This window comes from Ruegeria sp. YTSA144 (assembly GCF_059610125.1).
In genome coordinates this window covers 41,688-65,026 of sequence record NZ_JBXWNA010000007.1, presented here as the reverse complement: position 1 = coordinate 65,026, position 23,339 = coordinate 41,688, and the positions used below count along the sequence as shown (strand labels likewise).

Annotated in this window: 27 protein-coding genes; 13 read left to right on the top strand and 14 right to left on the bottom strand. The window is 59.3% G+C overall.

The window, feature by feature from the left end:
- Positions 1 to 40: 40 nt before the first annotated feature.
- Genes AC2FF8_RS15125 through AC2FF8_RS15110 form a run of 4 tightly spaced genes read left to right on the top strand, consistent with a single transcriptional unit; the run spans position 41 to position 2,957 of the window.
- Positions 41 to 763 carry a competence/damage-inducible protein A gene (locus AC2FF8_RS15125; RefSeq protein ID WP_496880094.1) on the top strand — a complete coding sequence of 241 codons (723 nt, stop codon included), beginning with the start codon at positions 41 to 43 and terminating at the stop codon, positions 761 to 763.
- Positions 760 to 1,470 carry a GNAT family N-acetyltransferase gene (locus AC2FF8_RS15120; protein WP_496880093.1) on the top strand — a complete coding sequence of 237 codons (711 nt, stop codon included), beginning with the start codon at positions 760 to 762 and terminating at the stop codon, positions 1,468 to 1,470. The genes AC2FF8_RS15125 and AC2FF8_RS15120 overlap by 4 nt, the downstream gene beginning before the upstream one ends.
- A 30-nt stretch (positions 1,471 to 1,500) precedes the next feature.
- The gene (locus tag AC2FF8_RS15115) at positions 1,501 to 2,058 is read left to right on the top strand and encodes a peroxidase-related enzyme (protein ID WP_170346797.1); all 558 of its coding nucleotides are present in this window, start codon (positions 1,501 to 1,503) and stop codon (positions 2,056 to 2,058) included.
- Entirely contained in the window at positions 2,055 to 2,957 is a 903-nt protein-coding gene (locus tag AC2FF8_RS15110; RefSeq protein WP_170346713.1) for an OmpA family protein, read from the top strand. The genes AC2FF8_RS15115 and AC2FF8_RS15110 overlap by 4 nt, the downstream gene beginning before the upstream one ends.
- On the opposite strand, the gene AC2FF8_RS15105 is transcribed toward AC2FF8_RS15110, so the two are convergent.
- On the bottom strand, positions 2,950 to 3,912 hold the full coding sequence (locus AC2FF8_RS15105; protein WP_496880092.1) for a sodium-dependent bicarbonate transport family permease: 963 nt from the start codon (positions 3,910 to 3,912) through the stop codon (positions 2,950 to 2,952). The genes AC2FF8_RS15110 and AC2FF8_RS15105 overlap by 8 nt on opposite strands.
- Positions 3,913 to 4,010: 98 nt before the next feature.
- On the opposite strand from AC2FF8_RS15105, the gene AC2FF8_RS15100 reads away from it, so the two are divergent.
- Positions 4,011 to 4,928 (top strand): hydrogen peroxide-inducible genes activator, encoded by a 918-nt coding sequence (locus tag AC2FF8_RS15100; protein WP_425079972.1) that lies wholly within the window; start codon positions 4,011 to 4,013, stop codon positions 4,926 to 4,928.
- Positions 4,929 to 4,980: 52 nt separating this feature from the next.
- On the opposite strand, the gene AC2FF8_RS15095 is transcribed toward AC2FF8_RS15100, so the two are convergent.
- Positions 4,981 to 5,886, bottom strand: coding sequence for a LysR family transcriptional regulator (locus AC2FF8_RS15095; RefSeq protein ID WP_117871765.1), 906 nt, complete (start codon positions 5,884 to 5,886; stop codon positions 4,981 to 4,983).
- A 227-nt stretch (positions 5,887 to 6,113) separates the two neighbouring features.
- On the opposite strand from AC2FF8_RS15095, the gene AC2FF8_RS15090 reads away from it, so the two are divergent.
- Together AC2FF8_RS15090 and AC2FF8_RS15085 are read left to right on the top strand one after the other, a co-directional pair.
- Positions 6,114 to 6,554 carry a DUF4399 domain-containing protein gene (locus AC2FF8_RS15090; protein WP_425079973.1) on the top strand — a complete coding sequence of 147 codons (441 nt, stop codon included), beginning with the start codon at positions 6,114 to 6,116 and terminating at the stop codon, positions 6,552 to 6,554.
- Positions 6,555 to 6,653: 99 nt separating this feature from the next.
- Complete coding sequence (locus AC2FF8_RS15085) at positions 6,654 to 7,262, top strand: LysE family translocator (RefSeq protein WP_480685854.1); 609 nt, start codon at positions 6,654 to 6,656, stop codon at positions 7,260 to 7,262.
- Positions 7,263 to 7,283: 21 nt separating this feature from the next.
- On the opposite strand, the gene AC2FF8_RS15080 is transcribed toward AC2FF8_RS15085, so the two are convergent.
- Positions 7,284 to 9,311 carry an FAD-dependent oxidoreductase gene (locus AC2FF8_RS15080; protein WP_496880091.1) on the bottom strand — a complete coding sequence of 676 codons (2,028 nt, stop codon included), beginning with the start codon at positions 9,309 to 9,311 and terminating at the stop codon, positions 7,284 to 7,286.
- 137 nt (positions 9,312 to 9,448) lie between these two features.
- Between AC2FF8_RS15080 and AC2FF8_RS15075 the strand changes: the two genes are divergently transcribed.
- Complete coding sequence (locus AC2FF8_RS15075; protein ID WP_496880090.1) at positions 9,449 to 9,934, top strand: RNA pyrophosphohydrolase; 486 nt, start codon at positions 9,449 to 9,451, stop codon at positions 9,932 to 9,934.
- On the opposite strand, the gene AC2FF8_RS15070 is transcribed toward AC2FF8_RS15075, so the two are convergent.
- The 4 genes from AC2FF8_RS15070 to nth all read right to left on the bottom strand — a co-directional run bounded on the left by AC2FF8_RS15070 (position 9,935) and on the right by nth (position 13,001).
- Positions 9,935 to 10,405 carry a hypothetical protein gene (locus tag AC2FF8_RS15070; RefSeq protein WP_496880089.1) on the bottom strand — a complete coding sequence of 157 codons (471 nt, stop codon included), beginning with the start codon at positions 10,403 to 10,405 and terminating at the stop codon, positions 9,935 to 9,937.
- A gap of 413 nt (positions 10,406 to 10,818) precedes the next feature.
- Entirely contained in the window at positions 10,819 to 11,025 is a 207-nt protein-coding gene (locus AC2FF8_RS15065) for a cold-shock protein (protein WP_480685860.1), read from the bottom strand.
- Positions 11,026 to 11,370: 345 nt separating this feature from the next.
- The gene (locus AC2FF8_RS15060; RefSeq protein ID WP_170346704.1) at positions 11,371 to 12,360 is read right to left on the bottom strand and encodes an adenosine kinase; all 990 of its coding nucleotides are present in this window, start codon (positions 12,358 to 12,360) and stop codon (positions 11,371 to 11,373) included.
- Positions 12,357 to 13,001, bottom strand: a complete 645-nt coding sequence (gene nth, locus AC2FF8_RS15055) for an endonuclease III (protein ID WP_171726073.1) — start codon at positions 12,999 to 13,001, stop codon at positions 12,357 to 12,359. The genes AC2FF8_RS15060 and nth overlap by 4 nt, the downstream gene beginning before the upstream one ends.
- A gap of 116 nt (positions 13,002 to 13,117) precedes the next feature.
- On the opposite strand from nth, the gene AC2FF8_RS15050 reads away from it, so the two are divergent.
- Positions 13,118 to 13,969: a methylated-DNA--[protein]-cysteine S-methyltransferase gene (locus tag AC2FF8_RS15050; protein ID WP_257599509.1), complete on the top strand. Its 852-nt coding sequence runs from the start codon at positions 13,118 to 13,120 to the stop codon at positions 13,967 to 13,969.
- A gap of 177 nt (positions 13,970 to 14,146) precedes the next feature.
- Positions 14,147 to 14,581: a glyoxalase superfamily protein gene (locus AC2FF8_RS15045; RefSeq protein ID WP_257600879.1), complete on the top strand. Its 435-nt coding sequence runs from the start codon at positions 14,147 to 14,149 to the stop codon at positions 14,579 to 14,581.
- Between the two features lie 59 nt (positions 14,582 to 14,640).
- On the opposite strand, the gene AC2FF8_RS15040 is transcribed toward AC2FF8_RS15045, so the two are convergent.
- Complete coding sequence (locus AC2FF8_RS15040; protein WP_496880088.1) at positions 14,641 to 16,080, bottom strand: aldehyde dehydrogenase family protein; 1,440 nt, start codon at positions 16,078 to 16,080, stop codon at positions 14,641 to 14,643.
- Positions 16,081 to 16,293: 213 nt separating this feature from the next.
- Between AC2FF8_RS15040 and AC2FF8_RS15035 the strand changes: the two genes are divergently transcribed.
- On the top strand, positions 16,294 to 16,944 hold the full coding sequence (locus AC2FF8_RS15035; RefSeq protein ID WP_117871788.1) for a peroxiredoxin: 651 nt from the start codon (positions 16,294 to 16,296) through the stop codon (positions 16,942 to 16,944).
- A 226-nt stretch (positions 16,945 to 17,170) separates the two neighbouring features.
- Here the strand turns inward: AC2FF8_RS15035 and AC2FF8_RS15030 are convergent, their stop codons facing one another.
- From AC2FF8_RS15030 to AC2FF8_RS15015, 4 genes are all read right to left on the bottom strand, one after another.
- Positions 17,171 to 17,389: an outer membrane protein gene (locus tag AC2FF8_RS15030; protein WP_496880087.1), complete on the bottom strand. Its 219-nt coding sequence runs from the start codon at positions 17,387 to 17,389 to the stop codon at positions 17,171 to 17,173.
- A 30-nt stretch (positions 17,390 to 17,419) separates the two neighbouring features.
- Positions 17,420 to 17,860: a hypothetical protein gene (locus AC2FF8_RS15025; RefSeq protein WP_496880086.1), complete on the bottom strand. Its 441-nt coding sequence runs from the start codon at positions 17,858 to 17,860 to the stop codon at positions 17,420 to 17,422.
- A gap of 134 nt (positions 17,861 to 17,994) precedes the next feature.
- Complete coding sequence (locus AC2FF8_RS15020) at positions 17,995 to 18,516, bottom strand: helix-turn-helix transcriptional regulator (protein ID WP_496880085.1); 522 nt, start codon at positions 18,514 to 18,516, stop codon at positions 17,995 to 17,997.
- A 23-nt stretch (positions 18,517 to 18,539) separates the two neighbouring features.
- Complete coding sequence (locus tag AC2FF8_RS15015; protein WP_171233448.1) at positions 18,540 to 18,812, bottom strand: PepSY domain-containing protein; 273 nt, start codon at positions 18,810 to 18,812, stop codon at positions 18,540 to 18,542.
- A 235-nt stretch (positions 18,813 to 19,047) separates the two neighbouring features.
- On the opposite strand from AC2FF8_RS15015, the gene AC2FF8_RS15010 reads away from it, so the two are divergent.
- A complete protein-coding gene (locus tag AC2FF8_RS15010; RefSeq protein WP_170346695.1) occupies positions 19,048 to 19,683 on the top strand; it encodes a DUF1326 domain-containing protein in 636 nt (211 codons plus the stop codon).
- 7 nt (positions 19,684 to 19,690) lie between these two features.
- On the opposite strand, the gene AC2FF8_RS15005 is transcribed toward AC2FF8_RS15010, so the two are convergent.
- Both AC2FF8_RS15005 and pnp read right to left on the bottom strand, forming a co-directional pair.
- Entirely contained in the window at positions 19,691 to 20,698 is a 1,008-nt protein-coding gene (locus AC2FF8_RS15005) for a Hint domain-containing protein (RefSeq protein WP_496880084.1), read from the bottom strand.
- 177 nt (positions 20,699 to 20,875) lie between these two features.
- Positions 20,876 to 23,026, bottom strand: coding sequence for a polyribonucleotide nucleotidyltransferase (gene pnp, locus AC2FF8_RS15000; protein WP_425079984.1), 2,151 nt, complete (start codon positions 23,024 to 23,026; stop codon positions 20,876 to 20,878).
- 144 nt (positions 23,027 to 23,170) lie between these two features.
- Between pnp and AC2FF8_RS14995 the strand changes: the two genes are divergently transcribed.
- Positions 23,171 to 23,326 (top strand): hypothetical protein, encoded by a 156-nt coding sequence (locus AC2FF8_RS14995; RefSeq protein ID WP_425079985.1) that lies wholly within the window; start codon positions 23,171 to 23,173, stop codon positions 23,324 to 23,326.
- The last annotated feature ends 13 nt before the right edge of the window (positions 23,327 to 23,339 follow it).

Genomic DNA, 23,339 nt, shown 5'->3' with positions numbered 1-23,339 from the left:
TATACCTGCCCCCAAGGACGATCAAGAGGGGGACAGCGCCATGGCCAATCCAACCGCAGCGATGCTGGTGATCGGGGATGAAATCCTGTCGGGTCGCACCCGCGATGCGAATATGCACTTTCTGGCGCAGGAGCTGACAAAACACGGCATCGACCTGAAAGAGGTCCGCATTGTCAGCGACGACGCCCCTGCCATCGAAGCGGCCGTCAAAGCGCTGTCCGACGCCTATGACACTGTCTTCACCAGCGGCGGCATCGGCCCGACCCATGACGATATCACGGCCGATTGCATTGCCCGCGCTTTCGATACACCCATTGATGTGCGTGATGACGCGCGCGCGCTCTTGCAGGCCCATTACGACAAATCCGGGCTGGAACTGAATGCCGCCCGCTTGCGCATGGCGCGTATTCCGGACGGTGCGACGCTGATCGAAAACCCGGTTTCCACGGCGCCCGGGTTCACGCTTGCGAACGTGCATGTCATGGCAGGTGTGCCGTCGGTTTTTCAGTCGATGGTGGCAAGCGTTTTGCCAACATTGACCGGAGGCAGCCCTTTGTTGTCGCAAACTCTGCGTGTGGACCGCGGAGAAGGTGATATCGCCGCAACCCTGGCGGCCCTGGCCGAAGATTTCAGCGACCTGTCCATCGGGTGCTACCCGTTTCAGATCAACGGTGCCTTCGGGGCCAACGTGGTTGTGCGCGGCACCGACGGGGGCCGGATCGACGCGGCCACCACCCGTTTGGCGAAAGAGCTTGAGCTTTGAGCGGCACCTGGGCGGACATAGTTGATTGCACATGGCCCGCCGCACGCTATCAGCGGCTTGGCCCGTTTCTGCTGCGTGAGGGGCAGGGCGGAGGGTCGCGGGTGTCTGCGGCCAGTGCATTGGGCCCGGCCAATGAAGACGATATCGACGCCGCCGAGGCCGCGATGCTGGCCATGGGGCAAAAGCGCATCTTCTGTCTGCGGCCCGGAGATGAGGCCCTGGATGCAATGCTGGCCCGGAGGGGCTATGATATTCTTGACCCGGTGAACATCTACGTCTGCCCCGTCTCCAGACTGACCGATCAGCCAATCCCCCCGGTCATGGTGTTTTCGATCTGGGAACCGCTTGAGATCATGCGCGACATCTGGGCCTCGGGCGGGATCGGACCCGAACGGATTGCGGTGATGGAACGCGCCAAGGGCCCCAAGACAGGATTTTTGCTGCGTCACAACGACAAACCCAGCGGCGTGGCTTTTGTGGCGATGCATGCAGATACTGCAATGGTCCACGCGCTTGAAATCCTTCCTGAACATCGCCGTCAGGGGCTGGGCCACTGGACCATGCGCGCAGCGGCATTCTGGGCGCGGGATCATGGTGCGCAGAACCTCAGCGTGATCTGCACCAAGGCCAATGAAGGCGCCAACGGTCTTTATCGCGCCCTCGGGATGGAGATCGCAGGCGAATACCATTACCGTCATCTTGTCTGAACTGAAGAGGTCGCCGTGACACAAAAAGACATGCCTACCGCGCTGAACCTGCCCATGGTCGATCCGCTTCCGCCGGAAACGCAGAAATACTTTGATATCTGTGTCGAAAAACTGGGCATGGTGCCGAATGTGCTGAAAGCCAACGCATTTGACATAGACAAGCTGAACACATTCACCGCGATGTATAACGATCTGATGCTGGCTGACAGCGGGTTGACCAAGCTGGAACGCGAGATGATCGCGGTCGTCGTCTCGTCGATCAACAAATGCTTCTACTGTCTGGTCGCGCATGGGGCGGCAGTGCGTCAGCTTTCGGGCAATCCGCAACTGGGCGAAATGCTGGTGATGAACTACCGCGTCGCGCCGCTTGAGCCGCGTCAACGGGCGATGCTGGACTTCGCAGCAAAGATGACCACCGCCAGCGCCGAGATCGAAGAGCCCGACCGACAGAAATTGCGAGACGCCGGATTCACTGACCGGGACATCTGGGACATCGCCAATGTCGCCGGTTTTTTCAACATGTCAAACCGGGTGGCCAGCGCAACGGCGATGGTGCCCAACGAAGAATATCACGCACAGTTTCGATGATCCGCACCGCCGCCCTTGTTGCCCTGCTGATGACAGGATCTGTTGCCGCGCAGGACCTGACCCTGCCGGCCAGTGCCCGACAGATCAGCGACCGGACGTCGCCACTGGACAGCTATGACCTGCCGACGGGGCCTTATGCAAATGGCTCTGTTCCCGCAGAAACGTTAGAAGGGCGTGTGGAACGCTTTACGTGGCGGCTTCAGGCGGGGTCGAGCACGACATTGCAGCTTCTCGCCCCGCTGCGGGAACAGATCGAGGCGCAGGGCTACAAGATCCTGTTCGAATGCGACGCGCGGGTTTGTGGTGGTTTCGACTTTCGCTTTGGCACCGAGGTCGTGCCAACCCCGGACATGTATGTCGCCATTCAGGATTACCGTTTTCTGTCGGCCACCAAGGGGCCGGTTGCCCTTAGTTTGCTGGTCAGCCGCAATCCCCCGGATGGCTATGTTCAGATGATCCGGGTGACGCCTCAAGATGCACCGGACCCGGACCCTGTGGTGGTCGAGCAAGCCGCAGAAGGTTCGGTCGGGGTGCTGGAGGCCTTGGCGGCAACGGGACACGTGATTCTGGATGATCTGCATTTCCCTACGGGCGAGGTTGCCCTGGGCGAGGGTCCGTTTGACTCACTGACCTTGTTGGCCGGATATTTGACCGACAACCCGGAAACGCGTCTGGCACTGGTGGGGCACACTGACGATACCGGTGCCTTGCAGGCAAATATTGCGGTCAGCAAAAGCCGGGCCGAGGCGGTGCGAACCCGCCTGATTGATGCACATGGCGTGGCACCCGACCGGATCGAAGCGCAGGGTGTCGGCTATCTGTCTCCGCTTACATCGAATGCAACCCCGGAAGGGCGCGATCTGAACCGTCGGGTCGAAGCGGTATTGCTCGTCAACTGATCCACCACAGGTACAGCGGCAACCCGACGGTGATGTTGAACGGAAACGACACCCCCAGCGACAAGGTCAGATAGATCCCGGCCTCGGCCTTCGGAAGGGCGATCTTCATCGCGGCGGGAACCGCGATATACGATGCCGAGGCTGACAGCACCATGAACAGGAACAAGCTGCCTTTCGGCAATCCGATCACGGCACCTACCGCCCAGGCCATCAGTGCGCCAATCAGGGGCATCAAGACACCAAAGGCGAACAGGCCAACCGACAGCTTGTCTCGGTTGCTGATCAGGCTGCGCCCTGCCGACAGGCCCATATCCAGCAGAAACAGGCACAGAATACCGGTGAACGGCGTCACGATGAAGGGCGCGATCATCTGCATACCTTCGCCGCCGGTGATGGCTCCGATCAGGAAAGCGCCGGTGAGCAGAACGATCGAGCCGTTGGCCAGCAGATCACGCCACAGCTTGTCATCCTTGACGCCATTGCTTCCGGTCTTGTGTGCCAGCCAAAGTGCCGACAGGATTGCAGGAACCTCCATCGCAGCCGCAACGGCCACCATGAACCCGTCATGGGACAGCCCCACCAGATCCAGCAGGCTGGTGGCGGTGACAAAGGTGACGATCGAGATCGAACCATAGTGCCCTGCAACCGCCGCCGCGTTCAGCGCATCCAGCTTTGTCATCACCCTGAGCAGGCCAAAGGCCACGAAGGGGATGGCAAAGGACAAGGCAACACCGCCCAGCAGAGTCAGGAACAGTTGCAGGTGAATGCCATGCGCGGCCAGACTGGCACCGCCCTTGAACCCGATGGCCAGCAACAGATAGAGCGACATGAACTTGGCCGCGCCCGCCGGAATGGACAGGTCACTGCGTACAAAGGCCGCCAGAAGCCCAAGAGCAAAAAACAATATGGTCGGCACCAGCAGATTGCTGGACAGTGTTTCGATCACTCCGGGCATAATTGACTCCTGATCCCTCGTTTTCGGGTTGGGTGCCTTGCAAAATGGAATTCGCCAAATACTATCTTTCTAAGTTATAAATAGTTTTAGGCTATGAAATGCGCCCGACACTGCGACAGTTGGAATACATCGTTACGGTCAGTCGCCTTGGGCGATTCAGTTTGGCTGCCGAGGTTTTGAATGTCAGCCAGCCCAGCCTGTCGACGCAGATTGCGACCGTAGAACAAGAGCTTGGCGTTCGAATCTTTGACCGTAACCGCGGTGGAATCCAGGTGACGACGAAGGGGGAAGAGTTCATCTTGCGCGCGCAGAAGATCCTGGCAGAGGTCAAGGACCTGCGCCACGCCATGTCGAACGATATGCCCGTCGGAGGAAGGTTGCGACTGGGGGTTTTGCCTTCGATCGGGCCTTATCTGTTGCCGCAAGCCATCAAACAGGTGCACCGGCTGCGCCCCGGATTGCGCATCGTGGTGCGCGAGGAAAACACATTGGATCTGGAACAGGGTCTGAAATCCGGTCGATTCGATCTGATTCTGTCCACGCCCGAGGACCATCCGAATACCGTGCAACACCGGTTGTTCAACGAACCTCTCTGGGTCGCGGTTGCCGTTGATGACGTTCTGGCGCGGGATTTGCAGGGTGTCAGTGCCGCAGACCTTCAGAACCGGATTTTCCTGACCCTCGATCAAAGCCACCGCCTGTCGCGCATCGTCTATGCATTGGCGGCAGAATGCGGTGGGGTGGTTTCGGATGAGTATGAAGGCACGACACTTGATTCCATTGTCCTGATGGCGGCTTCGGGTGTTGGTGTTGCGGTATTGCCTGATCTTTATGCTCGCAGACAGGGGATCTACCGCGACGAAGTGCGCTTGCGACCGCTGTCCATCGCCAATGCAAATCGCGATATCGCCCTGTTGGCACGCCGTTCCGAGACCCCGCCGCCGGGTCAGAATGTGCTGACGGACAGCCTGCGCTCTTTCGCCCGGTCCATGGGGCTGTCGGTGATCGACCCATAAAAAATGGCCCGCACTTTCACATGCGGGCCAAAAGTTGGTCTTCAGGGAGAAATTACCAGTCCATCGGACCCTTCTCGTGAAAAGAGTCGACGAGGAAATCGATGAAGGCCCGTACTTTGGGTTGCGTAAAGCGGCCCGGCGGGTAGACCGCGTAAACGCCTTGAACTTCGTCGGGCAGGGACGGCATGGCATCGACGACTAGCCCAGCCTTCAGGGCTTCTGCATAAAGATAGCTGGGCAGATACGCGATACCCAGGCCGGAAACCGCCGCGTTCAACAGGGATTGGCCATCGTTCACGCTCAACCATCCGGCCGTTCGAACCTGACGCTTTTCGCCGGATGGCGCGGTCAGTTTCCAGACATTGCCCGACGACTGGCTGGAATAATGCAGCAGCTTGTGTTCGTTCAGATCGTCGATTTTCTGTGGCCGGCCGAATCTTTCGACATAGCTGGGCGCGGCGACCATGCGTTTGACGGTTTCGGTCAGTTTGCGGGCGCGCAGCGTGCTGTCTTCCAGCTCACCAATGCGGACGGCCACGTCAAATCCTTCGGAAATCAGTTCGACATAGCGGTTGTTCAAAACCATGTTCACGGTGATGTCGGGGTAGGCTGCAAGGAACTCGGACAGCACGGGCGACAGGTGATTGACGCCGAAATCCGTGGCAACGCTGATGCGCAAAAGACCGGACGGGGCCGATTGCATAGACGTGACCAGTGAATCCGCTTCTCCGGCATCATTCAGCACGCGCCGCGCGCGATCATAATAGGCCAGCCCGATTTCCGTTGGTGAGACCCGGCGCGTGGTGCGGTTCAACAGTCGCGCTCCCAGACGCGCCTCAAGGCTTGATACGTGTTTGGACACGGCTGATTTGGAGATGCCCATCTTTTTGGCCGCATCGGTGAAGCCACCCTGGTCCACCACATTGGCGAAGGCTTCCATTTCGGTCAGTCGGTCCATACTCGTTCCCCAGATCTTGATTTCCGTCCTGACTATGGCGCTGAATCTGGGCGGAAACGGGGCAGACATGGGATAATATCAGGGATTTGAATCGGATCGTTTGCGTATGGGAAACGCAGAAACAGTGGTTTCCAATCTCGCCTCAGGCATTGTGATGCTGTGTTTTTCAGGCAATCGCGCTAAGATCTCACATTGAGAATGGCATTTTTGTGACCAGGGAGGAGATCATGAAACCCTTTTTCGCCATTGCTGCGCTTTGCCTTTCGGTGGGCATTGCACACGCCGGAGGAGAGACCCCATCGAATCCCGATGCAAAGGTCTATTTCGTCAACCTGTCGGATGGCGATACCGTTCAATCACCGGTCACGGTTGTCTTTGGTCTCAGCGGCATGGGCGTCGCACCCGCCGGAACCGAGAAAGAAAACACCGGGCACCACCACCTGTTGCTTGACCGTCCCCCGCTGGGTGAGGGCGAGGATGGCGCGGATGAGTTGGCCAATGGTCTGCCCGCCGACGAACATCACATGCACTTCGGGGGCGGTCAGACCGAAGTAACACTGGATCTGTCGCCGGGCCAACACACTCTGCAATTGGTTCTGGGCGACGCCGGGCATGTGCCGCATTCCCCGCCGATTGTATCCGAGGTGATTACGATCACCGTGGAATAGCCGCAGGTCGTTGAAACCGTCCGTTCGGTTCATGTGATGGAGAGGCATTTACATTTTCGGCGCACTTAGTGAATCTGCCTGCATTTGCAGGGGGTACTAATGTCGCTGGAATTCTTCATTACATCATTGATTGTTGTTTTGCTGCCGGGTACCGGCGTCATCTATACTTTGGCTGTCGGTCTTGGGCGCGGGTTTCGCGCAAGTCTTGCCGCAGCCGTCGGATGCACACTTGGGATCGTTCCGGCGGCCTTGGCCAGCATCATCGGACTTGCAGCATTGCTGCACACCAGTGCCGTCGCGTTTCAACTCATCAAATACCTTGGCGTCTTGTACTTGTTCTACATGGCATGGGGTATCCTGAAGGACGGCGGTGCCATGGACGTCGCGGCGGAGAAATCCGCAAGAAGCGACTTTGGAGTTGCCGTTACAGGAACGCTGATCAACGTTTTGAACCCAAAGTTGTCGTTATTCTTCCTGGCCTTTCTGCCTCAATTCCTGCCAGCGAATTCAGCAAATGCAGGAATGGAACTGACCAAACTGGCGCTGGCCTTCATGGCCATGACACTTGTTGTTTTTGTCGGGTATGGCGCATGCGCCGCACTGGCGCGGGACTATGTAATCCGGCGCCCTGCTGTGATGGCGTGGATAAAGCGGTGTTTCGCAACCGCTTTTGGTGCCTTGGGTGCAAAACTCGCGCTGTCGGAGTGAAGACACTCTGAACGAGTGGCTTCAGAACTCTGCGGCAAGGCGTGTGCCCTGATTGATCGCGCGTTTGGCGTCCAGTTCCGCCGCCACATCCGCGCCGCCGATCACATGCGGGGTGATGCCGCGTTCGATCAGCGCGTCGGCCAGCGACCGCTCGGGCACCTGACCGGCACACAGCACGATCGTATCGGCCTTGATCACGGTCGGGTCGGCGCGCTCTTCGCCGAACGAGACATGCAGCCCCTCGTCGTCGATGCGTTCATAGTTCACGCCGCCCACGAAGTTCACGTTCTTCATCTTCAGCGTGGCGCGGTGGATCCAGCCGGTGGTCTTGCCCAGCCCCTTGCCATGCGCCTGTTTCTTGCGCTGGAGCAGCGTGACCTGACGCTTGGGCGCCTCGGGCTGCGGGCCTTCGGGCGCCAGGCCCGCGCGGTGCTGCTCGGGGTCGGCGACGCCCCATTCCTTCATCCACAGGGGCAGGTCGGTGGTGGGCGAGTGGCCTTCCTCGAGCAGGTATTCCGACACGTCGAACCCGATGCCGCCCGCGCCGATCACAGCCACCGATTTGCCCACCGGGGCCTTGTCGCGCAGCACGTCGATATAGTTCACGACATTGTCACGGTCCTCGCCGGGGATCTGCGGGTCGCGCGGATTGACGCCGGTGGCGATCACCACCTCGTCGAACCCGGTCAGATCATCGGCGCCGACCGCGCGGCCCAGTTCCACCTTGACGCCCAGCGTGTCGAGCATGGTGCGGTACCAGTCCACCAGCCCCCAGAACTCTTCCTTGCCCGGCACCTGCTTGGCCATGTTCAGCTGCCCGCCGATCTCGTCGGCCTTGTCGAACACGGTCACGTCATGGCCCCGCTGGGCGGCGGTCATCGCCGTGGACAGGCCCGCCGGGCCCGCGCCCACGATGGCCACGCGCTTGGGCGTTGCGGCCTTTTCGATCACCAGCTCGGTCTCGTGGCAGGCGCGCGGGTTCACCAGGCAGGATGTCAGCTTGCCGCTGAACGTGTGATCCAGACAGGCCTGGTTGCAGGCGATGCAGGGCGCGATCCTGGCCGATTCACCGGCCATCGCCTTGGCGACGAAATCCGCATCCGCCAGCATCGGCCGCGCCAGCGACACCATGTCGGCGCAGCCCTCGGCCAGCACCTGCTCGGCCACTTCGGGCGTATTGATCCGGTTCGAGGTGATGACCGGAATCCCCACCTTGCCCATCAGTTTCTTCGTCACCCAGGCAAAGGCCGCGCGCGGCACCGATGTGGCGATGGTCGGAATCCGCGCCTCGTGCCAGCCGATGCCGGTGTTGATGATCGTCGCCCCGGCCTGTTCGATCCGCTGCGCCAGCTGCACCACCTCGTCAAAGGTCGAGCCGTTGGGCACCAGGTCGATCATCGACAGCCGGTAGATGATGATGAAATCGGTCCCCACCGCCTCGCGGGTGCGGCGCACCACTTCCAGAGGCAGGCGCATCCGGTTCTCATAGGACCCGCCCCAGCGGTCGGTGCGCTTGTTGGTGTGGTTCACCAGAAACTGGTTCAGGAAATACCCCTCGGACCCCATGATCTCGACCCCGTCATAGCCCGCCTTCTGCGCCAGCACGGCGGCGTTGACGATGTCGCTGATCTGCTTCTCGATGCCGTCCTCGTCCAGCTCGGTCGGCGGAAAGGGCGAGATCGGAGACTTGATCGGGCTGGGCGCCACGCATTTCGGCCCATAGGCATAGCGGCCCGCATGCAGGATCTGCATGGCGATCTTGCCGCCCGCCTGATGCACCCGGTCGGTGACGATGGAATGGTTGGTCACATCCTTGTCGCTGGTCATCATCGCGGCTCCGGGCAGGACCGAGCCTTCGAGGTTCGGCCCGATGCCGCCCGTGACCATCAGCGCCACGCCGCCGCGGGCGCGGGCGGCATAGAACTCGGCCACCCGGTTCCAGTCGCCGGTTTCTTCCAGCCCGGTATGCATCGAGCCCATCAGGACCCGGTTCTTCAACGTGGTAAAGCCCAGATCCAGTGGTGCCAGCATGTTTGGGTACACAGTCATGGCAAAACTCTCCCTCCTGAATTTGCGTGATAGATTGACGTTCGCGTAAACTTTGTCACGCGAAACCCCACGTCACCCTCTTTGCTGTTGCGCCGGTGATTGCTAGAGGTGGGCGAAACAACACGATGAGGCCGCGCATGACCCCCGAAGAAATCGCCAAACTGCCCTATCGCCCCTGCGTCGGGCTGATGCTGATGAACGATCAGGGCCAGATCTTCGTCGGCCAGCGCAACGACCGGTTCGAGGACGCCTGGCAGATGCCCCAGGGCGGTGTGGACAAGGGCGAAGACCCTCGTGACGCGGCCTTGCGTGAGCTGTGGGAGGAAACCGGTGTAACCGGCGATCTTGCGGAAATCGTGGCCGAGACCGAGGGCTGGCTGCCCTATGACCTGCCGCATGACATCGTGCCCCACATCTGGAAGGGCCGCTTTCGCGGGCAGGAGCAGAAATGGTTCCTGATGCGCTTTCTGGGAACCGACGACCAGATCGACATCCAGACGGATCACCCCGAGTTCACCCGCTGGAAATGGCAGGACCCCGAGCGGTTGATCGCCGAGATCGTGCCGTTCAAGCGGGAGGTGTACGAGCGGGTGATGGAGGCGTTTGGGGGGTATTTAGAATAGTTAGTCGTCCAAGCACTGAGAAAGGCGGCGACCGTTCCCCGATTCTGCCACCTTTCCCATGTCTTCTACAATGTAGAAGCCATATTGATCACCATTTACGGTGATTGCTTCGCCATATTTGTCGAACATCACGCTGGCGATGAATGTCACAGGAGGATTGTTATTTCCGTAGAAGCTGTAAACCAATTCGGGATCTGAAATTTGCTGACCCGCGTAGATCAACTCCAGCTTTTCGTTGGAACCCAAGCCGGCCACTTCGATGCCGCCGCTTTTGGAGCAATCCAGCGCATACCTGCCTTCGACGTCTTCAATGTCGAAGTCCTCATCGTATTGCGGAAGATAACCCACAAAGGACGCGCAATATGGGTCCGCCTCTTCTTGATCCCACATTTGGCAGGGCCCGTCTTTCATTCCTGCAATACCGGCTCCGGGTGACAGCAGCAGAACCAAGGCCAATGTAAGCTTCTTCAACGCCGATCTCCCTATCTGGTTGGCACCTTGCGATCATCAAACTTCTACACGAAAGCTCGACTTTCTTGCAACCCAAGGTGGCAAAAGGGGGGCGATAAAATCTGGATATCTATGCCAAGTGCTTGACTACGGCAGAGGTGTAATGTGTTGTGTTTGAGGATCGCTCTGAAACACCTCGAGTCCCCTCAGGCCAACCCCTCTTTCCGCAACACTTCCAGCATGTTCGCCTTGGGTCACGACGCGGCGCCAAACCGAGCTGCCGATCATCGCGGCTAGCGCATCGCAGGGGTGAGGAATGCCGACAGTGCGCTTGAACCTCCCCCGTCAGGAACGACAGGCGCGCGACCGAAAACATCGTGCCACAACGAAATAGGGCGCCCAAAGGCGCCCCGTTCCTAACTTGGATCGTCCCCTCAGGCGAGTTGTAGGTTTTCCGCCGACTCGCGGCCGTCGCGGCCGGACTGGACGTCGTAGGTAACCTTCTGGTTGTCGGCCAGACCGGTCAAGCCGGAACGCTCAACGGCGGAAATATGGACGAAAACGTCCTTGCCGCCTGTTTCGGGTGCAATGAAGCCGAAGCCTTTGGTGGTGTTGAACCATTTCACGGTGCCATTGGCCATCGTGAGATCTCCTGTATTTTTCAACCTGTTCGCGGAATTGCAACAGCGTGGCGCAGTCGGCCTATATCGAGTTCGCTGAAGTCCGGTAGGGAACGCAGGGGATCGAAAGCAGTAACGTAGCCCGCCCCTTCTGACCGATCGCAGACGCCCTGACCATCCTTATTCGTGTTTTACCCTACGTCACTCTGAACAGGTCGGGGCCGACCGGTTGGCCGAGATCACCCTGAACCCGGCCCCATCCGGAACGGGCCATCAGACGGACAGGGCGGAGTGTTTGCTCTGCTCGGCATGGCACGATGCATGATTACGGCAGCCTCAGGTTGGCGTGCTGGGGCCGATCATGGCTCAAACCAACCCCTCTTCCCGCAGCAATTCCAGCATGTTCGCTTCAGGGCGGGGGCCGATATGGCTGATCACTTCGCGAGCGCAGGCATTGCCAATCTTGGCGCAGGTCTCGTAATCGCGGCCCGTCGCCATGCCGAACAGGAAGCCGGCGGCAAACTGGTCGCCTGCGCCTGTTGCATCAACGGGGACAACCTTTTCAACCGGTACGTCAATGCGGGTGTCGCCGTTCAGAACGGTCACACCGTCGCCCGAGCGGGTGCAGACCACCAGCGGACAGATCGCGGCCGTCTTGGCCAATGCGTCTTCCAGATCGTCAGTTTCGAACAGGGATTTGATCTCGGCCTCATTGCCGATCACGAAATCCAGCTCATTTTCGATCAGCAGCAGGAAATCGACCCGGTGACGTTCCACGCAGAACGGGTCGGAAATGGCGATGCCGGCCTTGCCGCCACCCTTGTGGCAGGCGCGCGCGGCCTCAAGGAATGCCGCCTTACCTTTTTCCTTGTCGAACAGATACCCCTCGAGGAACATGATCTGGCTGTTTCCAGCGACCTCTTCCGAGACGTCCTGAGACGACAGTTCCGAGGAAATGCCCAGATAGGTGTTCATCGACCGCTCACCATCGGGCGAGACAAAGATCATCGAGCGTGACGTCGGCAATTCACCACCCGGAACTGGTGGGTTCACGAAATCGACGCCATCCTCGTTCATCGCATCTGCATAGAACCGGCCCAGTGCGTCATCGTGAACCCGGCCGATGAAGGCCGCATCCAGCCCAAGCGCGCCTGCGCCCGCAATGGTATTGGCCACCGAACCGCCCGGCGTTTGGACACGGCTTTCCATCGAGGCGTACAGCACCTCGCCGCGTTCCTGTTCGATCAACTGCATGATGCCTTTTTCGATGCCCATCAGCTCCAGAAAGCTGTCATCGGCCTGGGAAATCACGTCCACAACGGCATTTCCGATGCCGGTCAGTTGATAAGTCTTCATAGGGTTTTGTCCTCGAATTGGCAGAGATCACGGATGATGCAGGTCGGGCATTGCGGCTTGCGCGCCTTGCAGTGGTACCGGCCATGCAGGATCAGCCAGTGATGCGCATGAAGTTGAAAGTCAGCAGGAATATTGTCTTCGATGGCGCGTTCGACCGTGTCCACATCCTTGCCCGGGCAAATGCCGGTGCGGTTGCCGACGCGAAAGATATGGGTGTCCACCGCCTGCGCCGGTTGTCGCCACCACATGTTCAGAACCACGTTGGCCGTCTTGCGGCCCACACCCGGAAGGGATTGCAGGGCAGCCCGGGAATTGGGAACCTCGCCGCCATATTCGTCAACCAGGATACGGCTGAGCTTGATGACGTTCTTGGCCTTCTGGCGGAACAAGCCAATGGTTTTTATGTGCTCGATCAGGCCTTCCTCGCCCAGATCCAGCATCTTTTGCGGCGTGTCGGCGATCTTGAACAGGTCGCGCGTCGCCTTGTTGACGCCCGCATCCGTGGCTTGCGCCGAAAGGGCCACGGCGACGACCAGAGTATAGACGTTCACATGCTCCAGCTCGCCCTTGGGTTCCGGGTCGGCCTCCTGAAAGCGCGTGAAAATCTCGCGGATCGTATGATAGTCGAGTTGCTTTGCCATCCGGGTCTTAATGCCGTCCACCGGGCTCTGACACAAGCCCAAAGCCAATGCGCAAGTTCCGGGTCGCGGCAGCGTGGCCTGCGCGCTATGGTTTTGTCAGAAGATGAGGTGGAACCATGAACGTCCAGACCCCGGAAAGCGGATACCATTACAACGTCATGCGCCGCGCAATCGAGTTGATCGATCAGGGCGGCGAGGGCCTGAGCCTTGATGAGCTGGCACGCCAGATGGATATGAGCCCGGCCCATTTCCAGCGCCTGTTCTCACGTTGGACCGGAGTGTCGCCGAAACGGTACCAACAATACCTGACACTGGGCCATGCGAAGGCATTGCTGCGCGAACGGTTCACGACACTGGAAACGGCACACAATGTGGGGCTGTCCGGCAGCGGACGTCTGCATGATCTGTTCCTGAAGTGGGAATCCATGAGCCCCGGCGAATATGCCCGCAAGGGCGAAGGTCTGACGATCTATTGGGGGTGGTTCGAATGCCCCTTTGGCCCCGCGCTGGTCATGGGTACCGACAAGGGCATCTGCGGCATGGCCTTCGGGGCCGAGACCGGCGAAGAGGCCGCGATGGAAGATATGATCTCGCGCTGGCCCAAGGCGACGTTCGTCGAAGATCCGATGCGCCTGCGTCCTTGGGCGCTGAGTGCTTTTGGCGCTGCCAGCGACCGGTTGGAGCCAACACCGGTTTTCCTGATCGGATCACCTTTGCAAATCAAGGTGTGGGAAGCGCTGATGCATATCCCGTCCGGGCAGGTCACGACCTATTCCGAGATCGCCCAGCGGGTCGGCTCTCCGCAAGCCGTTCGCGCCGTGGGAACGGCAGTTGGCCGCAACCCGGTCAGTTGGCTGATCCCCTGTCACCGTGCCTTGCGCAAATCAGGTGGCCTGGGAGGCTATCACTGGGGCTTGCCGGTCAAGCGTGCCATGCTGGCCTACGAGGCGGCGCAGGCAGACGCCTGATTGACAGACGGCCTGACCGCTGCCAAAAGGCACCTCAGGTTCGGGTCCCCTGCCGTTCGCGGCCATAGGCTTTGGTGAAACCCGGTTTGAAAAGCATCTGTTGCCCTTTCCCGGCGCGCGGATGGAAATGCGAGCCCCGTCCTGATTTCGCGCCCGTTCAAGGAAACGAGGCACATGATGACACGATCCCGAACCGTTGCTCCGGTTGAAGAGCTGAAAGCGCAGGCGAAACGCCTGCGGGAAGAATTGAAGACGAAGGGCGTTTTGCTGTCGCACAGCGCGGCATTGGAACTGCTGGCCCATCAGCATGGTGTTCGAGACTGGAACACCTTGCATGCAATGGCCGGAAACCGGATGCATCTGCGCGTGGGTGATCGGGTCGAAGGGCGCTATCTGGGTCAGGCGTTCACGGCCGAAATTCGCGGTATGACCATGCTGGGCGATGGCGCGCGCCGCCGAGTGACCCTGCATTTCGACACGCCGGTAGATGTGGTGCGCTTTGACAGTTTCTCTGCATTTCGGCAACGCGTCACCGGAGAGATCGGGTGGGACGGTCGGTCCCGACGCCACACGTCCGATGGCGAACCCCAGCTTGTGGTGCGGCCCGTATAAAGCGTTATGGGCGAGGCAACCGCGTTGCCCCGCCCAATCTGTCTGCTTCGCAGGTGAAGTTACTCTGCGGCCCAGCCGCTGACGGCTTTGACTTCAAGGAAGTCCTCGAGACCGAAGACGCCGCCTTCCCGCCCGTTGCCGGATTGCTTCATGCCGCCGAACGGTGAGCCCGCGCTGCGCGATTGTCCGTTCATTTCGACCATGCCCGACCGCAGAGCCCGCGCCATGCGGTTGGCGCGCGCACCATCCTGTGTCTGAACATAATTCGTCAGGCCATAGGGCGTATCATTGGCGATTTCGACAGCTTCCTCTTCGGTGTCGAAGGGGATCATGGTCAGAACGGGGCCAAAGATTTCTTCGCGGGCGATGGTCATCTGGTTGTTTGCATCGGCAAAGACCGTGGGGCGGACATAGTAACCCTTGTTCAGCCCCTCAGGTCGTCCGGTGCCGCCTGCAACTAGCCGCGCCCCTTCATCGATGCCCTTCTGGATCAGGTCCTGAATTTTGCTCCACTGAACGTCATTCACAACCGGACCGATGTGGCGGCCTTCCTCTGAGGCAGGGCCAACCTTGACCATGTTTGCAACTTCGGCCGCTGTTTCCACAGCCTTGTCATAGATCGGGCGCTGCACCAGCATCCGGCTGGGGGCATTGCAGCTCTGGCCGGTGTTTTGCATCATGTGCAGCACCCCGCGCTTGACCGCTTTTTCATCCGCATCCTCAAAGATGACGTTGGCCCCTTTGCCTCCAAGCTCAAGATGTACTTTCTTGAGGGTATCAGCCGCGTTTTTGGAAATCGCGGTGCCTGCGCGGGTCGAACCGGTGAAGCTGACCATGTCCACATCCGGATGACCCGAAAGCTGCGAACCAACACCCGCTCCGTCGCCGTTGACCAGATTGAACACACCGGGCGGGAAGCCTGCCTCGTCCATCATCTCGGCAAAGATCATCGCGTTCAGCGGGCTTTGTTCCGACGGTTTCAGAACCATCGTGCAACCCGCAATCGAGGCAGCACCCACCTTGAGCGTGATCTGGTTCATCGGCCAGTTCCACGGCGTGATCAGAGCGGCAACGCCAACCGCCTCGTAAATGATGCGATCATTCGGTGCATGATCCCCCAGCGGGCGCTCGAACTCAAACCCCCTGGCGGCGCGGATGAAGTTCTTCAGATGATAGATGCCGGCACCAGCCTGCGCCGAGCGCGCCAGATCGATCGGGGCGCCCATTTCAAGTGACATCGCCTGCGCCAGATCCTCTGACCGGCTTGCATAGAGTTCGACCAGTTTTTCCACCAGCGCGATGCGGGTTTCCACTGGCGTGGCCATCCAGCCTGGCAAGGCGGCCTTGGCTGCGGCAACGGCTGCATTCGTGTCGGCTTCGGCCCCAAGCGAGATTACTGCGCAGGGCTCTTCGGTCGAGGGGTTGATGACCTCGAAGTCATTGGGCTGCGACGGGGCGACCCACTGACCGTTAATGTAGAAATCCCGCTTTTCGATCATCCTGAGCCCTCCTGAAGGTTCGCCTGAAGCCGGCTGTTCGGGGCCACTCTGTCACCCATGCACAGGCTGAGCAATAGTGAATTTGATCAAATTTTTTTTCGGTCAGGCTCACGAAATCCGTATCTCTGGATACGATGGCTGGTTTAACCTGCGCGCAAAGTGATTAGGTTCCAGACGACCGACTCAGGTTTTTCACAGAAAAGGAGATGCCCCATGGGTTTGCGTATCAACGACACCGTTCCGAATTTCACGGCAGAAACGGATCAGGGCACCATTCAGTTCCACGACTGGATTGGCGACAGCTGGGCCATTCTGTTCTCGCACCCAAAGGATTTCACACCTGTTTGCACCACCGAGTTTTCGGCCGTTGCGCAGTTGAATGACGAATGGGCCGCGCGCAACACCAAGGTGATCGGCGTTTCAGTCGATGGTGTCGAAGACCACAAGAAGTGGAAGAAGGACATCGAGGAATACGGCAAGGCCAACCCCGGTTTTCCGATCATCGCCGATGAAGGTCTCGCCGTGTCCAAGGCTTTCGACATGCTGCCCGCCGAAGCATATCTGCCTGATGGCCGTACACCGGCTGACAGTGCCACGGTGCGTTCGGTCTTCATCATCGGCCCGGACAAGCAGCTGAAGCTGTCGATGACGTACCCGATGACCGTGGGCCGGAACTTTGCCGAAATCCTGCGCGCGCTTGACGGGTTGCAGATGTCGGCCAAGGGGGTCGCGACACCTGCCAATTGGGTGCCGGGCGAAGACGTGATCATTCCGCCGACCGTGTCGAACGAAGACGCCAAGGCCAAGTTTGGCGAGTTTGAAACGATCTTCCCCTATCTGCGCAAGACCAAAGCGCCGTCGTAAGCCGGTTGCCGGGTCAGGGGGGCTGTCTGCCCCCCATCGTGCCTGCCGGCACGATTCCCCCCGAGGATATTTTTAGCCAGATGAAGCGGGCGGTTGTTGCAGGCCGGGCGACTGCCGGCATGTCCAGCGCGTGCTGCGTTTTTCGGGTTTTCCGGGTGCCCCCGCACCTGAGGCGCGAGGGCAAAAAGGGGCAGGAAGCCGGAGAGAAACCTGACACCTGAAGCAATCAGAAATGATAGCGAAGTCCGAAATTGACGCTGAATGTATCCAGATCGTCCTCTACGTTGCCGGTCAAAGCTCCGTTGGGGGCCAGGCGCTGCGACGGTACATCAAAGGCACGGGCGTAACGGGCGTCAACGGTGAGCGCTGTCGACGCGTTGATGTTATATGCCACACCGGCGATCAGCTGGGCGGCCAAAGTGGTGTCGGTATCGCCCAGCGCCACACCCGGCCCATAAGAAAAACCCAGATCCGACTAGGTGGCACCCAGACCGAACCCGGCAAACGGTGTCAGCACGCCGGCCTGTCTGAAATCGAACAGCAGATTGGCAAATAACGAGGTCTGCGTGACGTCGCCCGAGCTATTGCCCCCGGGCCCCGGACCATTGCAGGTAAAGCTCACACCATCCACGTCACTGTCGCGATAAGACCCTTCCAACTCGATCCGCGTTCCGATGATGTCATTGGACCATTGCGGGATTTCCTTGCCTGTCGCGAGGCCCGGTCCGAAACCTGCGTCGAAATCGGTATCGACCGATTGCGTCGCGCCACCGATCGTTCCGGTGAAATCGCTGTCCTGTAGCAGGCTGTGGCCGATGAAGCCGTGAACATAGGTGCCGTCGCCCAGGCTCGGCGCGGCAAGCGCCGTTGCGCTGATCACCGGAGCCGTAGACGCGAGAATGAGGCGCGTGAACATAACCATCTCCAGTGTTCCGAAATCCGCATGCCGCGGGTGTGGGCGCGGCTGGCCAAAAGTGAAAGGCGCCGGGGCTTCACTTCACGTGTCTTTGGGAATGTGTGAGTGAATAGGCACGAGGGTATGCCACTGTTTCAGGGCAGACTGGCTGGTGGGTTTGGCACTTCTCTGACCAACGGTTCTGACAGGAGTTCGTCGACAAAAAAACTGAGCAACTGAACCCTGCTGGAAACGCCCGCCTTTCGATAGACCGCAGCGCTTTGGGCCTTGATCGTCCCTTCTTTCGTCTGTCGCATTCCGGCGATTTCCGCGATGGACAGACCCTTGATCGTCAGCATGGCAACGTCACGCTCAGCATCACTGAGCTGCCACGCGCTGAACTGGGTTTCGATGACTTGGGCAAAGGCCCCTTGTGCCACTTGCAGTTGCCGCTGCATGCCGCGCACCCGTCTGGACTGGGTACGGATCAGGGCGATCGTGGCGCTCAGGCCGCCGACAAGCGCCAGAGACAGAAACAGCTCGAACGAATGAAGGTGACGAAAGCCCGCGCCGTCGCCGCCAGTCCAATCCAGCAGCGCATCCGTCATGAAAAAGGCGGCGCAGAGGGCCTGCACCACCAGAAGGAGCCAGAGCAAAGACGTTTGAGGTACTTTCATGCGGCCCCTTGGACGTTGCAGGTTCAGTCGTCGTCTTCTTCGAGCTCGATGGCTGTCACCACCCCGTCCGTGTCAGACAGAACCAGTTCAGTTTCCACGCCATCCTTGGTGAGTTCAACCTCGATCTTCCCACCTTCGAATTCGATCTCTTCGATCTGGTACCCTTGGGCTTCCAGCGCCGCGCGGATATCGGCTTCGCTTGTGCCCAGTTTGTCACCCAGTCCGACATTGGCCAAAGCAAGAACCGGTGCGGTTGCGATCAATCCCGTCAGTGTCAGCAGTTTCAAGGTTTCCATATCGCATCTCCTTTTTGCGTTGTGGCGATGCGGTCGAACTGGGGATGGCAGAGGAGACCTGCGATTGGCTTTTGGTTGAAACGGGGCGAATTGAACCAAGGTTTATGCCATTTGCGGCCGTTTCCGCCCGTCAGGTTCAGGTTGCAATCAAATTGTGATAGTTTGTGTTGCGGATACATACGGGCATGTGACCAACGATGTCGGGCTTTCTGACTGTCTTGAACAGGAGAAGACCATGGCTTTTACAGATTGGTACGTCGAAGGGGAAAGCTTCGGAAACTGCAATTGCGGTTATGCCTGCCCCTGCCAGTTCGAGGAATTGCCGACGCATGGCGATTGCCGCGGTTTCGAGGTGCTTGAAATATCCAACGGATATTTTGGCGAAACGGATCTGAGTGGAACCAGGGCCGCCCTGATCTATGCATGGCCCGGGCCAATATTCGAGGGTGGCGGCGAAATGCAGGTGATCGTCGACCCCGGGGCCACAGCGGCGCAGCGCAATGCGCTGGAAAAAGTCTTTCACGGCGAAGAAACCGAAGAGATGGCAACCCATTGGTACGTGTTCCGGGCCATGTGTGAGACGGTACATGACACGCTGTACCTGCCGATTGAGCTTGCGATGGATATCGAAGGGCGAACGGCCAGCGTCGCCGTTGGTGACGTTCTAAAGTCGACCGGGCGCCCGATTCAGGCCCCGCATGGCGGCGGGGAACATCGCGTACGCATCGATATTCCCGGCGGGATCGAATTCACCATTGCCGAGATCGGCAGCGCCTCGACCCGAGCCGATGCGGCGATCAAACTGGATCTGAAAGACAGCTACGGCCAGTGGCATGTTTTGAAACATGGCCCCGGTGGTGTCGCGCACTGACCTGCGGTCAGGCGGCTTTCGCGGATTCATTGGGGCGGACCTTCCAGCCCGGAACCGCCAGATCCGCCGACAGCACCCGGACTTCGAAGGGTTTGAGGACCGGCAATACGGTTGAACCATAACCGCCTTCACCATTGGCCAGTTCCGGGAACAGTTCGAACAGTTCGCTTCGGGTGGCGGGTGCCATTGCCTCAAGACTTGTGTCACCGGGGTAAAAGGACTCGGACCAGAGTCCTTCGACATTCACCAACTCATGCTGATCAAAGAGGATATGAATGTACTCCACCCCATGTGCGGGCGTTTCCTGAACGATGGAGTGCCCATTGATCAGCCCTTTTGCGGGGGCCAGCATGGCCGCTTCGCCATGCATCAGCTCCATCATGGCCGAGGTCACGGCAATCCGGTGCTGTGGGGAAATGACAAGATCGCGGCTTGGGCCGTTCGGCCCGAAACAGCCCGCCTTGATCCGTACAGGGGACAGGTGCGTGTTTCGCCGCAATTCGGACGCGGACAACCGGCGCTTGCCGATCCAGCGGACCGGGCGGGCATGGCCGCCGGCGGTGATGACCGGGTCGCCGGGCTCCAGTGCCTCGACCCGGCGCAGCCCAGTCGGTGTCTGGATCAGAGATCCTGTGGTAAAACACACGAAAGAAGGCAAAGTGCTATAGGTAGAGGGCGGCGCGATGCCGGAAAAACTGGTGTCTGAAATCGTGTCATTCAGTTCAGCCTGACCCGAAGTGACTATGATGTAACGCGGGTTTGAAAACTGGATCAGGATAAACGTGACCGGCGCGCCATCGACCGTGCCCGTATAGTTTTCGAAAGTACTGAAATTCTGGGTCGAGCCGGAAAAGCCGGGCAGAGACCCAAGGTCGAGTTGCGAGCTGCCATCCGGGTCGGGATCTTGCAGCAGGGCGTCATTATCCGTGACTTCGACAGAATACGCAGCAGTAACATCAACACTGCGGTTGCTGAACGGGTCTGCGCTGATTTCGTAAACAGTAATCGATGCCACGGTCGAACAGCTTCCTTGAAAACGGCAATATCCCCCTTAAGGTTGAGCTAATACACGCAATAAGTGTTAATAATTGATTTACCAAAATTGCGCCGCAGTTAACCGTCCCGGTGCCGCGCAAACAAAAAAAGGCCCCGGTTGAAACCGGGGCCTTCCGCTGTCTGTCAGAGGGGCAGATTACTCTGCGTTTTCCTCTTTCTTTTCTTTCTTCTCAGGCACGATCTCTTCGCCGGTTTCCTGATCGACGCATTTCATCGACAGGCGCACCTTGCCGCGATCGTCAAAGCCCAGCAGTTTGACTTTGACTTCCTGACCTTCTTTCAGAACATCCGACGGATGGTTCAGGCGGCGGTTTTCGATCTGCGACACGTGGACCAGACCGTCACGCTTGCCGAAGAAGTTCACGAAGGCGCCGAAATCGACGATCTTGACCACTTTGCCGGTATAGATCTGACCTTCTTCAGGTTCTGCCACAATCGAATGGATCATGTCATAGGCCTTCTGGATCGACTCACCATCGGGCGAGGCGATCTTGATGACGCCATCGTCGTTGATGTCGACCTTGGCGCCCGAAACCTCGACGATCTCGCGGATGACCTTGCCGCCCGAACCGATCACTTCACGGATCTTGTCGGTCGGAATGTTCATGGTTTCGATGCGCGGGGCGTGGACCGAGAAATCGTTGGTCTCGGACAGGGCTTTGCCCATCTCGCCCAGAATGTGCATCCGGCCTTCCTTGGCCTGTGCCAGGGCGGTTTCCATGATCTGCGGTGTGATGCCGGCAACCTTGATGTCCATCTGGAGCGAGGTGATGCCGTTCTCGGTGCCCGCAACCTTGAAGTCCATGTCGCCCAGGTGGTCTTCGTCACCCAGGATGTCGGTCAGAACAGCGTACTCACCGTCATCTTCCAGGATCAGACCCATGGCAACACCGGCCACCGGCGCTTTCAGCGGAACACCCGCATCCATCATCGACAGCGAACCGCCGCAGACAGAGGCCATCGAGCTTGATCCGTTGGATTCAGTGATCTCCGACACCACGCGGATGGTGTAGGGGAAATCGGTCGGCGCAGGCAGAACCGCCTGAAGCGCGCGCCAGGCCAGTTTGCCGTGGCCCACTTCGCGACGGCCCGGAGGGCCAACACGGCCAACTTCACCCACCGAATACGGGGGGAAGTTGTAGTGCAGCAGGAAGTTCGATTTGAAGTTGCCGTGCAGTGCGTCGACGAACTGCTCGTCGTCGCCGGTGCCCAGCGTGGTCACGGCCAGCGCCTGTGTTTCACCGCGGGTGAACAGGGCAGAACCGTGGGTCCGGGGCAGAATCGAGGTTTCTGCAACGATCGGACGGATATCGGTGGTCGAGCGACCGTCGATCCGCTTGCCGCCCCTGACGACGTCGCCGCGCAGAATGCCGGCTTCCAGCTTTTTCATCGCGGAACCGAGATTGCCGTCTTCCAGTTGCTCTTCGGTCAGCGCCTCTTTGATCGCTTCGCGGGCAGCGGCAACAGCGGCGGTGCGTTCTTGCTTGTCGGTGATCGCGAAGGCGGCGCGCATCTGCTCTTCACCGGCAGCCTTGACGGCGGCATAAAGCTCGGAATAATCCGGCGCCTGGAAGTCAAACGGTTCTTTCGCGGCTTCTTCCGCCAGCGAGATGATCAGGTCGATGACCGGTTGGATCTGCTCATGCGCAAAGTTCACCGCACCCAGCATTTCCGCTTCGGACAGTTCGTACGCTTCCGATTCCACCATCATCACGGCGTCTTTGGTGCCGGCCACAACCAGGTCCAGACGCTGTTCGGGGTTCAGGCGCAGGTCCTGCATGTCGTCCACGGTCGGGTTCAGGACGTATTCGCCATCCACGAAACCAACACGGGCACCGGCAATCGGGCCCATGAACGGCGCGCCGGAAATGGTCAGAGCAGCCGAAGCAGCAATCATCGCAACGATGTCGGGATCGTTGACCAGATCGTGGCTCAGCACGGTACACATCACCAGAACTTCGTTTTTGAAGCCGTCAACGAACAACGGGCGGATCGGACGGTCGATCAGACGCGCGGTCAGCGTCTCTTTCTCGGTCGGGCGTGCTTCGCGCTTGAAGAAGCCACCCGGCACCTTGCCGGCGGCATAGTATTTTTCCTGATAGTGCACGGTCAGCGGGAAAAAGTCCTGACCGGGCTTCTGTTCCCTGGCGAAGGTCACGTTGGCCATGACGCTGGTTTCGCCCAGTGTGGCAATCACGCTGCCGTCGGCCTGACGGGCAACCTTGCCGGTTTCCAGTGTCAGCGTCTCTTCGCCCCACTGAATTGATTTTTTCGTTACATCAAACATATGCGTATCCTAGATGGGAGCACTCCCGCCCCTGCGGGTCTCCCGTTTTGCGTGGCGGCCCCATTGCCGCCGACCCCAATTTATCTTCCATTCGAGTGCCGGGGTCAGGGCACAACGTCTCAGATACCGCGCGCATACATGAGAATGCGTTGGAAGGAAAGCGAAACTGCATCGGATGGCTGGTTCATGCCGGGGCTGGCTTCTGCTGTGTCCGGTGCAAAAGATTCAAGCCTGAACAACGATCAACCTGTAAAGTCGCTGTTCTTTTTCGGATACGGGGCCACGGACATCCGGAATTGACTGTAGCGCTAAC